General features: G+C 69.6%; 11 protein-coding genes. 9 read left to right on the forward strand and 2 right to left on the reverse strand.

What is annotated here, in order from left to right; translation table 11 throughout:
* Positions 1-41 precede the first annotated feature (41 nt).
* The gene (locus OHO83_RS42225; protein WP_266680446.1) at positions 42-902 is read left to right on the forward strand and encodes an SMP-30/gluconolactonase/LRE family protein; all 861 of its coding nucleotides are present in this window, start codon (positions 42-44) and stop codon (positions 900-902) included.
* 868 nt (positions 903-1770) lie between these two features.
* Here the strand turns inward: OHO83_RS42225 and OHO83_RS42230 are convergent.
* Positions 1771-3834, reverse strand: a complete 2064-nt coding sequence (locus OHO83_RS42230) for an alpha-galactosidase (protein ID WP_266680448.1) — start codon at positions 3832-3834, stop codon at positions 1771-1773.
* Between the two features lie 73 nt (positions 3835-3907).
* Here OHO83_RS42230 and OHO83_RS42235 point away from each other — a divergent pair, with 73 nt between their 5' ends.
* From OHO83_RS42235 to OHO83_RS42270, 8 genes are all read left to right on the forward strand, one after another.
* Entirely contained in the window at positions 3908-5062 is a 1155-nt protein-coding gene (locus OHO83_RS42235) for an ROK family transcriptional regulator (protein ID WP_266680450.1), read from the forward strand.
* Between the two features lie 55 nt (positions 5063-5117).
* Positions 5118-6386 (forward strand): ABC transporter substrate-binding protein, encoded by a 1269-nt coding sequence (locus OHO83_RS42240; protein ID WP_266680452.1) that lies wholly within the window; start codon positions 5118-5120, stop codon positions 6384-6386.
* Positions 6387-6391: 5 nt separating this feature from the next.
* Entirely contained in the window at positions 6392-7369 is a 978-nt protein-coding gene (locus OHO83_RS42245) for a carbohydrate ABC transporter permease (protein WP_266680454.1), read from the forward strand.
* Between the two features lie 19 nt (positions 7370-7388).
* Positions 7389-8228 (forward strand): carbohydrate ABC transporter permease, encoded by an 840-nt coding sequence (locus OHO83_RS42250; RefSeq protein ID WP_266680456.1) that lies wholly within the window; start codon positions 7389-7391, stop codon positions 8226-8228.
* Positions 8229-8261: 33 nt separating this feature from the next.
* Positions 8262-9602: a glycoside hydrolase family 27 protein gene (locus OHO83_RS42255; RefSeq protein WP_266680458.1), complete on the forward strand. Its 1341-nt coding sequence runs from the start codon at positions 8262-8264 to the stop codon at positions 9600-9602.
* A gap of 27 nt (positions 9603-9629) precedes the next feature.
* Positions 9630-11990 (forward strand): glycoside hydrolase family 95 protein, encoded by a 2361-nt coding sequence (locus OHO83_RS42260; RefSeq protein ID WP_266680460.1) that lies wholly within the window; start codon positions 9630-9632, stop codon positions 11988-11990.
* Between the two features lie 129 nt (positions 11991-12119).
* Complete coding sequence (locus OHO83_RS42265; protein WP_266680462.1) at positions 12120-13394, forward strand: SGNH/GDSL hydrolase family protein; 1275 nt, start codon at positions 12120-12122, stop codon at positions 13392-13394.
* A gap of 47 nt (positions 13395-13441) precedes the next feature.
* Positions 13442-13789 (forward strand): aldo/keto reductase, encoded by a 348-nt coding sequence (locus tag OHO83_RS42270; RefSeq protein WP_432748545.1) that lies wholly within the window; start codon positions 13442-13444, stop codon positions 13787-13789.
* A gap of 40 nt (positions 13790-13829) precedes the next feature.
* Here the strand turns inward: OHO83_RS42270 and gap are convergent, their stop codons facing one another.
* The gene (gap, locus tag OHO83_RS42275; RefSeq protein WP_266680464.1) at positions 13830-14828 is read right to left on the reverse strand and encodes a type I glyceraldehyde-3-phosphate dehydrogenase; all 999 of its coding nucleotides are present in this window, start codon (positions 14826-14828) and stop codon (positions 13830-13832) included.
* Positions 14829-14921: the final 93 nt, after the last annotated feature.

Consider the following 14921-nt stretch of genomic DNA (forward strand, 5'->3'; position numbering starts at 1 on the left):
CGCGCCCGCGCCGTCCGTGCCGACGCCGAGGAGTTCACGCCATGACCGAGACGCTCCGCCCCGACCGGCTGGAACTCGGCGAGGGCATCCGCTGGACTGGCGACGGCGTGGTGCTCGTCGACATCCTCGCCGGCCGGCTGCTCGCCGCTCCTGACGAACCCACCGCGCCCCTGCGGGAACTGGCCCGGCTGCCCGTCCCGTTGGGCGCGGTGGCCCCGGTGGCAGGCCGCCCGGGCAGCTGGATCGCCGCCGCCGGCACCGGGATCTGCCTGCTCACCCACGACGGCTCCACCAGGTGGCTGGCCCAGCCGGAGGCGGACGCCCGAACGCCCATGCGGATGAACGACGCGACTGCCGACCCCGTCGGCCGGTTCTGGGCCGGCAGCATGTCCTACGGCGCGGACGAAGGTGCCGGCTCCCTCTACCGGGTCGACCACGACGGCACGGTGACCCGTGTGCTCGACGGCATCACCGTGCCGAACGGGCCCGCGTTCACACCCGACGGCACCGCCTTCTACCTGGCCGACAGCGCCCGGGGCATCGTGCGCCGCCACGAGGTCGACCCGGAGACCGGAGCGCTCGGCACGGCCAGGGCGTTCGTCACCGTGGCCGAGGGCAGCCCGGACGGTATGACGGTCGACGTCGAGGGTGCCGTCTGGATGGCCGTGTGGGGGACCGGCACCGTACGCCGCTACCTGCCGGACGGCACCCTGGAGCGCACGGTGCGGCTGCCCGCACGCCAGCCCGCCGGAGTGTGCCTGGAGGGGGACGTCTTGCACATCACCTCGGCCCGCGTAGGCCTGACCGACCCCGGATCCGAGGACGGCGCCCTGTTCACCGTCCGGGTGGACGTCCCCGGGCAGCCCGCAGCCGCCTACCGTCCCTCTGGGGAGACCGAATGATGCCGCCCTGACGCCCTGACGCCCTGACGCCCTGACGCCCTGACGCCCTGCCGACGGGCACGTGGCGTGTGTCGGCGGGACGATGGCCGCCCGGGCTCCCACGCCGGCCCGGCCGCTGGAGGACGACCTGCGGCTGTCGTTTGCCGAAGTCGCGTCGAGCGTGGCCGCGTAAGTCGCCGACCTGGGCCGTTTGGTGGCCCGGGTCGCCGTACCTCAGTTGGTTCTCTTCACCGACGAGGCGTGGCAGATCGCCTACTGGCACAGCGGCGAGGACACAGGCACCGCGACCCAGCCGACCAGCCTGCCCGCCCTGATCGCGCACCGACGCGCCACCGCACAGCCCGCCCACCCCCCCTCCACTCGAACGCCCCGCGCGATCAAGGCCGTTGGCCGACGCAGCGACGCTCGCACGCGCCGCACGACGGCACCCCCTGCGATGCCCCGGGCCCCCGCCGCCCTTGGCGCAAGTCACCGGCAACCGCTGCGCCCGACTCAACGCGACAGCGGCCACAACCCTCCGGCTCCCGCCGTCGGCGTCGAAGCGGAGACTGCTGAGACACCACCGGGCGCCAGGGCGAGGTGTGGGACATCGGTGTGCCCGCCCTCCTTCGCCCGAGCCGAGGATGTGCTCTCAATACCGGGAAGCCGGTAGTGCCGCTGGGCGTTGAGGCCGAATACCAACGGCTGATCCGGGTTGTCGAGTTGGTCGACGGCCGGCCGGGGCGAGGCGGTCGCGAGCACCGGCCTCGCTCCGGTGCACCGTCGGCGGGGGCCGGCCGCGCTCGCGACAGCCGAATGACGCCCCCGCGCAGCCGGGCCGCGTGACCCTGACGGGCCGACCATGGTCCTGGCACCGACCTGCATCAGATCATCGCCGGGTCAGCCGTATCACGGTGCTCGGCCGGTCCGTCCGGGGCAACCGCAGAGGCAGGCCGTGCGAGAGCAGGTTCGCCGCGGCGTGCTCGGCGCCGGTGGACTCGTCCACGTAGACCGCGGACGGGGAGAGGCCGGTCAGCCGCAGATCGCGGTCCCGGCCCCAGGCGATGACCACGACCCGATCGCCGGCCCGGTACTGCACTGCGTCCGTGAGCCGGTACTGCACGCCGAACTGCACCACCGGACGGATCTCCTTGTACAGCGCCACCAGGTCGCGGGCCTCGGCGAGTTCGGCCCCGGTCCAGCGCGAGAGGTCGCCGCCGATGCCCAGTGCGCCTGCCATCGCCACATGGAAGCGGTAGGGGAGCGGCGTGGTGCGCCCGGTGTGCGGGTTCGGGCTGTCGGTCACCCAGGTGGACATGGTGCGGGCCGGGTAGACCTGGCTGTAGCCCTGCTGGATGACTATGCGGTCGTCGGCGTCCGTGTTGTCGGAGATCCAGGTCTGATCGGTGCGGGCCAGCATCCCGAGGTCCGCGCGGCCGCCGCCGCCCGCGCAGCCCTCGATCCGCAGACCGGGGTGGGCGCCGCGCAGGCGGTCGAGCACCGAGTAGACGCCCCGCGTGTGGTCGGTCCACAGTCGTTCGGCGTCGGGGTGGCCCGGCCAACCCGCCTCCGTGAATGCCCGGTTCATGTCCCACTTCAGGAAGTCGATCGCGTGGGTGGAGACCAGCCGGTCGAGCCATTTGAAGGCCCACTCCGTGACATCGGTGCGCGCGAAGTTGAGGACGAGCTGGTGGCGCAGCTCGGTGCGGCGGCGGTGCGGCATGTGCAGCACCCAGTCGGGGTGCTCGCGGTACAGGTCGCTGTCCGGGTTGGTCATCTCCGGCTCCACCCACAGGCCGAAGCGCATGCCGTGCCGCCGGATCTCGTTGACCAGCGGGCCGAGCCCGTGCGGGAACCGCTCCGGGTTCGGGTGCCAGTCGCCGAGCCCGGCCCGGTCGCTGGTGCGCCGTCCGAACCAGCCGTCGTCCACCACGAACAGCTCCACACCCAGGCCGGCGGCGCGCTCGGCCAGGCTCCGCTGCCCCTCCAGGGTGACGTCCCAGCCGGTCGCCTCCCAGCTGTTGTAGACCACGGGGCGCTCCTCGTCGGGCCGCGGCAGTACGTGCGCGCAGGCGTACCGGTGCCAGCCGCGGCTCGTCGCGCCGAAGCCGCCGCGGCTGAACTGCCCGGCGAACACGGGGGTCCGATGGCTCTCGCCGGCTTTGAGCCGCCAGGTCAGGCCGTCGTGCCCGGCGCCGCCGGTCACGGTGAACGGGCCGCCCACGGGGTCGCGCTGCGCGGAGATCCGCCAGCTCCCCGACCAGGCGAGGACCATGCTCCACACCTCGCCGTGGCCCTCGTCCGCGTCACCCGCGTCGACCATCAGCCAAGGATTCCCGAAGTGCCCGGAGACGCCGCGTCGGCTCGTGAACAGGGTCTCGGCATACGGGGCTTCGGTGCGTCGCAGCTGTGTCTCGCCCGACCACTCGCCGACCGTGTGGCTCAGCCGTACGCCCGACGCGGCCGGCACGGACCAGCTCGCGGCGTCGCAGCGCAGGATCTCGAGCGGCTCGCCGGACGCCCCGGCCGTGCCCAAGTGCCGCAATGTCAGCGAGCGTTCGACGATGTCGCTGTCAGGGCGCACCGCGTAGTGCAGCGTGCAGCCGAGTGGGTAGTGGCGGTCGCGCAGCCGCACGTGGAGGTGGCCACCGTCGATCTCGTGGCCCTCGTAGACCCACTCGATGCCGCGAGTGCCGTCCGAGTACCGCACCAACAGTGACGGCACCCCGAACCGGGCTCCGCCCTCAACGGAAATCTCCTCACCACCTGTTGAGGCAAAGCTGCTGGTCAGTCCGTCGTGTGTGGGCAGCGCGGCGACCTGGTCGAGTGTGAGGGGCGCGCCCCAGTGCACATGCCGTGGGCTGTCGTCCGCGCCGATGCGCAGCGCGTACGAGGAGTCGGGGGTCGTGAGGAGGAACGTGCGACTGGGCTCGTCGAAGTACACCTGAGACATGAGCGGGAGCCTAGATCCGAACTCCCTGAATTTAAATATTGACGAAGGAAATTATTACCTCTACGTTTCCCCCATGTTGCTGAACCGAGCGAAGCTGCTCGCGTCTCCGGCGGCCAACACGGTGTTCACGACAGTGCTCACGCGTGGTCCGGTCGTCCGCCCGGAGATCGCCCGGATCACCGGTCTCTCCTCCGCCGCCGTCACCAAGGCGGTCAAACCGATGATCGAAGCCGGATACCTGGAGGAGCTCCCGCAGGGGCCGAGGACCGTCGAAGGTGCGGGGCGACCCGCTCACCCCCTCGCCGTCCGCTCCGACCGGGAGTTCTTCGTGGGCGTCAAGGTCACGGCCGACGAACTCATCGGGGTGGTGACCGACTTGAGGGCCCAGGTGCGTGCCGCGCACCGGATCCCGGTGCCGGACCGGTCGGTCGAGCAGGTCGTCCGTGGCATCGCCGCGCTCGTCACGGAGCTGACTCCCGCGCACGCCGGCCGGACCCACCACATCGGAGTGTCCGTCTCGGGTGACGTGGACCGGGTGGGCGGCCTCGTGCGCTACTCGCCGTTTCTCGGTTGGCGCGACGTGCCGCTGGCTGAACTGGTCAGCGCAATAACGGGGTTGGCGGTCACCGTCGAGAACGATGTGAAGGCTCTCACCGTCGCGGAGCAGTGGTTCGGCGAGGGTGTGGGCGCGGAGTCCTTCGCCCTCGCCACCGTCGGCGTCGGCATCGGCTGTGCGCTTGTGATCAACGGCCGCCTGGTGGCCGGAAGTTATGGCGTGGCCGGCGAGATCGGTCACATACCGGTGGCCGCCGGCGACGGACCCGACTGCCACTGCGGTGCCCGCGGCTGCGTCGAAGCCATCGCCTCCGAGGAGGCCATCGTTGCCCGGGCGCGTCGCGCGGCAGGCGAGCCGGGCCTCGACATGGCCGGGGCCATCGACCGCGCCCATGGCGGGGACGCCGCCGTGCGCGCCGTCTTCGACGAGGCCGGCGAGGCCATCGGGCTGGGCCTCGCCGCCATGGTCAACCTCGTCGGCCCCGAGAGGGTCGTCGTCTCCGGCGAGGGTGTGGCCGCGTACGACCTCTTCGAGGAGCAGATCCGCGCCGCGTTCACCAACCAGGTGTTCGGGGCCGCCGCCCGCTGCCCGCTCGTCGTGCGCCCCCTGCCCTGGGAGGAATGGGCACGCGGGGCCGCCGCCGTCAGTATCCAGTCACTCTTCGCCGCGTGAACCCGCACGAGCGCCTGAACTCCCGCACGTCTCCGTTCCCCGGAAGGACCCTGCCATGACTGCCAGTTCCGCCCTGTCCCGCCGGGGATTCCTCGGCACGTCCCTGCTGTTCGTCGCGGGTGCCGCCGTGGGCTGCTCCAGCAACCCGCAGGAAACCGCCTCCGCCAAGGGCGCCGAGGTCACCCTCACGCAGTGGTATCACCAGTACGGAGAGGAGGGCACCCAGGCGGCGGTGAAGCGGTACGCCGAGGAGTTCACCAAGGCCAACCCGGACATCGCGATCAACGTAGTGTGGGGCGCCGACACCTCTCAGTACGAGACCAAGCTGAACGCCGCCCTGCTCGGCGCCGACGCACCCGACATCTTCGAACTCGGAGACTTCCGCGCCGAGATGGCCCGCAAGGGGCAACTCGAACCTCTCGACGACGTGTACGGCTCCGCCAAGGGTGGCTTCAACAAGGCAGACCTCGACTACCTCACCGTCGACGGCAAGCTTTACGGCGTGAAGACCATCGACGACATCATGATGCTCTTCTACCGCAAGTCGATGCTGAAGAAGGCGGGCGTCAGTGTGCCCACCACCTTCGCAGAACTCGCCGACGCCGCGAAGAAGTTGACCGACGGCGATGTGAAGGGCCTCTTCATAGGCAACGACGGCATCGGCGACAGCCCCTACCTCCTCGCCTGGTCCCAGGGCAAGGACCTCATCGACGGCGACAAGGTCGTCTACGCCGACGCCGCCAAGTCCATCGGCGGGCTGCACGATCTGCACTCCGACAAGTCGGTGCTGCTCGGCTTCACCACCGACTGGTACGACGCGGGGGCGTTCACCCAGGGCGCCACGGCCATGCAGTGGTGCGGCCTGTGGGCGCTGCCCACCGTCGAGAAGGCGCTCGGTGACGACTTCGGGGTCGCGCCCTGGCCCGCGTACGACTCCTCCGGAAAGCCCGTCGCCCGGCTCGGCGGCTGGACGCAGGCGGTCAACGCCAAGAGCAAGCACATCGCCGAGGCCAAGAAGTACCTCCAGTGGCTCTGGATCAAGCAGGCCGACATCCAGATCGACTGGGCCGTCAAGTACGGCTTCCACGTACCGCCGCAGACCGAAGTCGCAGCCAAGACACCGGAGTTGAGCAAGGGTCCTGCCAAAGACACCGTCACCATCGGCACCAAGTACGGCATCTCCTTCCCGGCCGAGTGGACGCAGGCGATGCAGGCCGAGTTCATCGCCGCGGCCGCCGACATCGCCAAGGGATCGGCACCGGAAAAGACCCTGAGGAAGGCCCAGTCCAAGGCGCAGTCCGACCTCGACAAGCAGATGGGCTGACGGACATGACCGCCACCGGCACCACGTCCTTGCGGGGGAGTGCCGCCCGCCCGGCGCCCGGCACAGCTCCGCGCCGCCGGCGGCTCACGGAGCGGCGCTCCAAGGCGGTTGCCTTCGTCGTCCTCACCGCCCCGATGCTGATCGGCCTCGGTGTCTTCCGCTACGTGGCCATCGGCTGGAGCTTCCTGCTCAGCTTCAGTGAGGCCCGCCGCACCATCTCCCTCGGGAACTGGGTCGGCCTCGACAACTACCAACAGCTCCTGAGCGACGAACGGTTCCGGGACTCGCTCACGATGATCGTGCTGTTCACGGCGATGATCGTGCCGATCACCTTCGCCGGGTCCCTGGGCCTCGCCGTCCTCGTCAACCGGGTACGGAGCGGCCGGGCCTTCTTCCGTACCGCGTTCCTGCTGCCCGCGGCGGTCAGCTACGTGGCCGCCGCGATGATCTGGAAGATGGCCCTGTTCAGCGGGGTGCCGTCCGGCCTCGCGAACACCCTCGGTGCGCTCTTCGGCGCCGACGCCACGCCGTGGATCCAGACGCAGAGCCCGCCTCTGTACTGGATCGTGCTGGTGACACTGCGCCTGTGGCTCCAAGTCGGCCTGTACATGATTCTTTTCATCGCGGGGCTCCAGTCCATTCCGCAGCACCTGTACGAAGCCGCGGCCCTCGACGGCGCCGGTGCCTGGCGTACCTTCCGCAGCATCACCTTCCCCATGCTGCGCAACACGTCGGTCGCGATCCTGCTGCTGATGCTCATCGCCGCACTCCAGGCCTTCGACGAGTTCTACGCGATCTTCTCCACCGGCGCCTCGCTCGGCAGCGAACCTGTGCGCACCCCCCTCATGCACCTGTACGGCGTCGCTCTCCAGGACCAGGACTACGGCGTCGGCTCCGCCGGAGCCTTCCTGCTGACCCTCCTGATCGTGCTGGTCACGCTTCTCCAGGGCCGGATGCTCGGGTTCTCCCGCGACAAGGACTGATCGGACAAGGACTGAACCGATGAACCGTTACCGAGGGAGCGTGCTCGGCTCCGCCGCCACGTACCTGGTGCTGTGCCTGCTGGCCGTGGTCTTCCTGATCCCGTTCTACGTGCTTGTGCGCAACGCCTTCATGACGACGCCGGAGGTCACCGCCACCGACTGGCACTGGCTTCCGTCCGCGCTGAACTGGGACAACTTCAGCTCCCTGTTCGACAATCCGGAGCGACCCTTCGGCCGGTCCCTGGCCAACTCGCTGCTGATCGCGGTGATCTCGGCCCCGGTGTCCACGCTGCTCGCCTCGATGGCCGGGTACGCGCTTGCCCGGATCAACGTGCCCGGTCGCGGAGTCGTCCTCTCGCTCATCGTCGGCACGCTGATGATCCCGCAGGCCGTGACCTTCCTGCCGACGTTCGTCGTCGTCGGTTCGATGGGCGGCGTGAACACGATGTGGGGCCTGATCGCACCCGGCCTGTTCAACGCGTTCGCCGTCGTGCTCTTCCGCAGCTTCTACCTGTCCTTCCCCGCCGAGATAGAGGAGGCGGGCCGCCTCGACGGCCTCAGCTACCTCGGTGTCTACGGGCGCATCATCCTGCCCAACTCGGTCACGATGATCGCATCACTCGGCGCACTGTCCTTCATCGAGGCGTGGAACTCCTTCCTGTGGCCCCTGATGATCGGCCAGGACCCCGAGAGCTGGACCGTGCAGATCGCCCTCTCCAGCTTCCTCACCTCCCAGACCGTCAACCTGCCCGAGTTGTTCGCCGGCACGGTCGTGGCGATCCTCCCTCTCGTGATCATGTTCCTGGTCGCTCAGCGCCACATCGTCCAGGGCATCGCGATGTCCGGCCTCAAGTCCTGAAACTCCCTCTCCCCAATACCGGAGGTACTTCCAGTGACCCGTACGACCAGAACGACCCGGCGCGCGGCGCTCACCGCCGCCTGCGCACTGCCCCTCACTCTCGCCCTGTCCACCGGCACCGCTGAGGCCAAGACCCCGTACGTCAAGCCGTTCATGGGCTGGAGCAGCTGGAGCGTCGAGTCCTCCTCGCGTGACGGGTACGGCACGCACTGGCTGAACGAGGGCAACATCAAGAACGCCGCCGACGCGCTCAGCAGCAAGCTGTCCTCGGCCGGCTACAGGAATCTGAACATCGACGCCGGCTGGAACTTCGACTACGACTGGAACTTCCACACGGACGCCAACGGCATCCCGAACGCCGACAAGGACCGCTTCCCCAGCGGTATGCAGTCGCTCTCCGACTACGTCCACGGCAAGGACCTCAAGCTCGGTCTGTACGGCGCCGCCGGACTGGAGAAGGAGGTGTACGACAAGAACGCGCCGATCCTCGGCACCGACTGTCATGCACAGGACATTGCCGTGAAGCCGCTGACCCCGACCAACAAATGGGGCGGCAGCTGGAAGATCGACTACAGCAACCCCTGTGCCCAGGAGTACATCGACTCGATCGTCGCGCGGTACGCCTCCTGGGGCATCGACTTCATCAAGATCGACGGCGTGACGAAGGACAACGTCGCCGACATCAAGGCCTGGTCCACCGCCATCGACCACAGCGGCCGCAGCATGTGGCTGTCCGCCAGCGCCTGGCCCGTCGACCTCGAGGCCGGCGACGGCCTGCGGCCCTACGCCAACGGGGTTCGCGTCGACACCGACATCGAGTGCTACTGCGAGACCACCAGCACGTGGACCAGCTCCGTCGACGACCGCTTCGCCGACCTGCCCAAGTGGCTGCCCAAGCTGTCCGCCCCCGGCTACCTCGGCGACCTGGACTCGATGCCGATCAACAACAACTCCGGCAGCGGACTCCAGGACGGCATCAACGACACCGAGCGGCAGACCGTCATGACCTTCTGGTCGATGGCCTCGTCTCCGCTGTACGTCGGCGGCGACATCTACTTCCTCGACGACAAGGCCAAGGCGATCCTGACCAACCCCGAGGTCATCGCCGTCGACCAGGCTGCCGTCCTGCCGAAGCAGATCCGCTCCGGTGACACGCAGGTGTGGACGAAGAAGACGGGCCGGGCCACCTACCTCGCGGTCTACAACCTCGGCTCCACGGCCACCGACATCACGGTCGACCTCAAGGGCCTGGGCATCAAGGGCCCCCAGCACCTGCGCGACGTCGTCGCCCGCAAGGACCTCGGTACCGCCAAGGGCTCCTGGACCGCCACCGCCGTCCCGGCCCACGGCTCCCGCCTGATCAAGCTCTCCTGACCACCCGTCACGTCCAAGGAGCCGCACATGAGCAACGGACCCTCAAGACGCCTGGTCCTCGGCCTCGGCGGAGCCCTCGCGCTGAGCGCCCTGCCCGCCTTCACCGCGCACGCCGCGCCCCGCCGCCCCACCACGTCCCCGCTGGTACCGGCCGGCGAGTCGACGACCCTGTGGTATCCCGAGCCCGCCGACGAAGACCTCCTCATCGAACAGGGCCTGCCGCTGGGCAACGGCCGCCTCGGTGCCCTCGTCGGCGCCGACCCGGCCAGGGAACTCCTGCACGTCACCGACTCCACCCTGTGGACCGGCGGCGCCAACACCACCCTCGACACCGACGGCCAATTCCCGTACGGGCGCGATGACTTCGGCAGCCTCACACTGCTGGCCCGGGTCATGCTGTACCTGCCGGGACACGAGCTCTCCGCCGTCACCGACTACCGCCGCACCCTCGACCTCAGCAACGGCCTCGTCACCACGACGTACACCAAGGACAAGGTCCGCTACACCCGGGAGATGTTCGCCAGCGCGCCCGACGACACCATCGTCGTCCGGCTGAGCCAGAGCGGCGGCGGCTCCCTCGCCGGCGCCGTCATCCTCTCCGGAACCCACGGCGAGACGACCGGCGTCGACAAGGGCCGGAACCTCGCCTCCTTCTCCGCCGCCTTCGGCAACAAGCTGCGCTACGCCGCCGCGGTCACCGCCGCCGGGGACGGGACGATCGCGGCCACCGGAACCCGCGTCACGTTCACCGACTGCTCCGAGGTCACCCTCGTCATCAGCGGCGGCACGGACTACGCGCCGGACCACGCCACCGGCTACCGGGACCCGGACGCGGACCCGCTCGCCCTCGCCCAGGACAAGGCCCTCGCGGCGGCCCGGACTTCGGCCGTACGGCTGCGCGACACACACGTCGCCGACTACCGCGCCCGCTACGACCGGCTCACCCTCGACCTCGGCCGCTCCAGCGGCGGGCAGCGCCGCATGGACACCTGGTCGCGCCTGAAGGCGCGAGCCGCCGACGGATCGGCGCCCGACCCGGAACTGGAGGCGAGCTACCTCCAGTTCGGCCGCTACCTGACCATCTGCGGCTCGCGCGACGGGCTGCCCATGGGACTCCAGGGACTGTGGCTGGAGGGCAACACCCCTGATTGGATGGGTGATTACCACACCGACATCAACATCCAGATGAACTACTGGCTGGCCGACCGGGCCGGCCTCGATACCACGTTCACCGCCTTCGCCGACTACTGCCTGGACCAGCTCCCCGCGTGGAGCGAGGTGACGCAGAAGCAGTTCAACGACTCCCGCAACCGCTACCGCAACACCTCCGGCAAGGTCGCGGGCTGGACGGTCGCCTTCTCCACGAACCCCTACGGCGGCCTGGGCTGGTGGTGGCACCCGGCGGGAAACGCCTGGCTGTGCGAATCCCTCTATGAGCACTACGAGTACACGCAGGACGTGAAGTACCTGGCGCGGATCATGCCGCTCCTCAAGGGCGCCTGTGAGTTCTGGGAAGCACGCCTGATCACCACGACCGTCGACGGCCGCGAGGTCCTCATCGACGACCACGACTGGTCGCCCGAACAGGGCCCGCAGGACGCCCGGGGCATCACGTACACACAGGAACTCCTTTGGTCCCTCTTCGGCCACTACGAGCAGGCGTGCCGCACTCTCGGCCGCGACACCGAACACGCCGCTGCCGTGGGGAAGTTGCGTGCCCGCCTCTATCTCCCGAGGGTCAGCCCGAAGTCGGGCCGTCTCGAGGAGTGGATGAGCGAGGACGATCTCGGCGAGACCACGCACCGTCATCTGTCGCCGCTCATCAACCTGTTCCCCGGCGACCGCATCCGCCCCGACGCCGGGGACGCCGAACTCCTCAATGGAGCAACGGAGTTGCTGACATCCCGCGGTATGCAGAGCTACGGGTGGGCCTGCGCTTGGCGGGCAGCGTGCTGGGCGCGGCTCAAGGACGCCGACAAGGCGTATCAGTTGCTCCTGACGAACCTGCGGCCGTGGGCGGGCGGCGACACCGGCACGGCCATGAACTTCTTCGACATGTACCGAGTCTCCGACAGCCGGGCGATCTTCCAGATCGACGCCAACCTCGGCACGCCCACCGCGATGCTGGAAATGCTCGTCTACTCCCGCCCCGGTCACATCGAACTCCTGCCGGCGCTCCCCGATGCCTGGGCCGAATCCGGCTCCCTCACGGGCGTGGGAGCCCGCGGCGGCTTCGCCGTGGACATGACCTGGGAGCGAGGCCGCGTACGCCGGGCGACGCTGCACAGCGTCGGGGGGCGTAGGACCACCGTCACCGCGGGTGGCCGCAGCACGACTGTCACCCTGCGGCCCGGTCAGTCGATGAGGCTCACGGACCTCCAGGGCTGAACCGGTCGGTACGACCGGTGCACGGCAGGGCGCCGGGCCTCAAGGGCGGCCTGCCGTGCACCGCGCTTTCCCGAGGACGTACGTGCCTGAACGACGACCTGAACGTCGAGAAGAACGGAGAGAGTGCCGATGACCCTCGATCAGCCGCACCGAGCGGTGGGCAGCCGCGCCCGCCGCAGACCTTCGCGGTCCCTGTTCGGAGCGCTGCTCGCGCTCGCCCTGGCGGCCGCGCCGATGGGCACCGCGCGCGCGGCCACGCCGTCGGCGCACGCCCCGGGCACCCGGGTGAGCGCCTGGTCGCCGAGCATGACGACCGGAGGCCCCTCCTTCGAGAACCAGACCCTTCGCATGGTGGTGCACAGCAGTGTGGCGGGGTCGCGCGCCCGGATCACCCTCTCGAACCGCTACAGCTCCGGGCCGCTCGAGGTGGCGGCCGCGAACGTCGCCGTCCAGGCGCACGGCGGCGAGGCAAAGCCAGGCACCGCCCGGCGCATCACCTTCGGCGGCTCGGACCGCGTCACGGTCCCGGCCGGCGACGAGGCCGTCAGTGACGTCGTTCCGATCTCGGTGGAGGCGGGGCAGAACCTGCTCGTCAGCCTCTACGTGCCCGGCACGACCGGCATGTCGACCTGGCACTCGGACGCCTTCGACACGACCTACACGGCCTCGGGCGACCACACAGGGGACGACAGCGCGGCCGGGTTCGTCACCACCACGACCTCCTGGTACTTCCTGGCGGGCTTCGATGTCCTGTCTCCGACGGCGAAGGGCACCGTCGTCGCGTTCGGCGACTCCATCACCGACGGCTACCACTCCTCGACCGGCACCTACACCCGGTGGCCCGACGTGCTCGGCCGCCGCCTCGAAGCCGAGCCGGGCCCGCAGCGGCTGAGTGTCGTGGACGCCGGTATCGGCGGCAACCGTGTGCTCACCGATGTCCCCAACCCTTGGCAGGGCGTGAGCGCCCTGAAGCGGTTCCGCCACGACGCCCTCGGTCTGCCCGGCGTCAAAGACGTGATTCTCTTCGAAGGCATCAATGACATCGGCAACAACGCCGGTTCCGACGGCGGACCGCTGACCGCGCAGGACCTGATCGACGGCTGGCGCGCCCTCGTCGACGAGGCGCACGCCGCCGGCGTCCGTGTCGTCGGCGCGACCCTGATGCCGGTCAAGGGCAACGGCTACTACACGCCCGCCGCCGAGGCGATCCGCCGCAGCGTCAACGACTGGATACGCACCGGCGGCGCCTTCGACGGCGTCATCGACTTCGACCGGGTCATGCGCGACCCCGCCGACCCTTCGGCCCTCAACCCCGCCTACGACTCGGGCGATCACATACACCCCGACGACGCGGGCATGAAGGCCATGGCCGATGCGGTCGACCTTCGCCTGCTGCGGCACTGACACCGGACCGGCCGTCCTCGGAGGCACGCACGGCACTGGTGGGTGAAGTGCCATTCTACCGGGGGCTGTTGCGCCCGGCGGAGTGGCACTATGCAGCAACCTCTATCCTCGCTCGGGCGGCGCGCTGGTCCCGGGGACGAGGAGTTCCAACTGACGCCGCCTCCTTCCCTCTCGGCGGATTCAACCCGCTGCAGTCGCAGACCCTTACCGGTGTCGCTGCCCGGCCGGGCGCTTCCCGCCAACAGGTGGTCCTGGCGTGGCTACTGCAGCGCTGGCAGTCCATGGTGCTCATCCCCGGCACCTCCTCGGTGGACCACCTGCGAGAGAACATCGCAGCCGCCGAACTTGTTCTGCCCGCCGACGCGATCGCGGTACTCGATGCCATGGGTCAGTGACCACGTCCCTCTCGAGGAGGGGTATCACCCCGGTGTCCGGTCAGCGGGTGGCGAGGAACTCGAGCGTGTCGATGACGCGGTTCGAGAAACCCCACTCGTTGTCGTACCACGCGGCCACCTTGACGTGGCGGCCGTCGACGCGAGTGAGGGCCGAGTCCAAGATCGACGAGGCGGGATTGCCCGTGATGTCGGACGACACGAGCGGGTCGTCCGAGTACTCGAGGATGCCGGCGAGCGGCCCCTCCGCTGCGGCGCGGTAGGCCGCCAGCACGTCGTCGCGCGTCACGTCGCGGGTGACGGTCGTGTTGAGTTCGACGATCGAGCCCACCGGCACGGGCACGCGGATCGAGTCGCCCGACAGCTTGCCGTCGAGGTTCGGCAGCACCAGGCCGATCGCCTTGGCGGCGCCGGTCGTGGTCGGCACGATGTTGACGCCGGCGGCTCGGGCGCGACGGGCGTCGCGGTGCGGACCGTCCTGCAGGTTCTGCTCCTGCGTATAGGCATGCACCGTCGTCATGAACCCGTGCTCGATACCGGCGAGTTCGTCGAGAACCGCGGCCAACGGCGCGAGCGCGTTCGTGGTGCATGAGGCGTTCGAGACGATCGTGTGCACAGCCGGATCGTAGGCGTCGTTGTTGACCCCGAACGCGAGCGTGACGTCGGCGCCTTCTGACGGCGCGCTGACGACTACCTTCTTCGTGCCCGCGTCGAGGTGGGCACGGGCGGCCTTGGCCGAGGTGAAGCGGCCGGTGGCTTCCAGAACGATGTCGACGCCGAGTTCGGCCCACGGCAGCTGCGCCGGTTCGCGCTCGGCCAGCACCGTGATCCGACGGCCGTCAACGATGAGGGTGTCCCCGTCGACGGTCACCGGGCGCCCGAGCCGTCCGGCCGTGCTGTCGTAGGCGAGCAGCCGGGCGAGAGCGGAGGGCTCCGTCAGGTCGTTGACGGCGACGATCTCGAGGGCGCTGTCGCGCTCCAGCAGCGCGCGCAGCACATTGCGTCCGATGCGGCCGAATCCGTTGATGGCGATGCGAGTCATGAGTGGTGTCCCTTCTCCTCGCCACCAGACTCGCCCGCGGCCGGCGCCACTGACAGTGGCGGGATCGCCACGGTTCAAAAGGATCCCGCCACG

Source organism: Streptomyces sp. NBC_00569 (genome assembly GCF_036345255.1).
Lineage (GTDB): Bacteria > Actinomycetota > Actinomycetes > Streptomycetales > Streptomycetaceae > Streptomyces.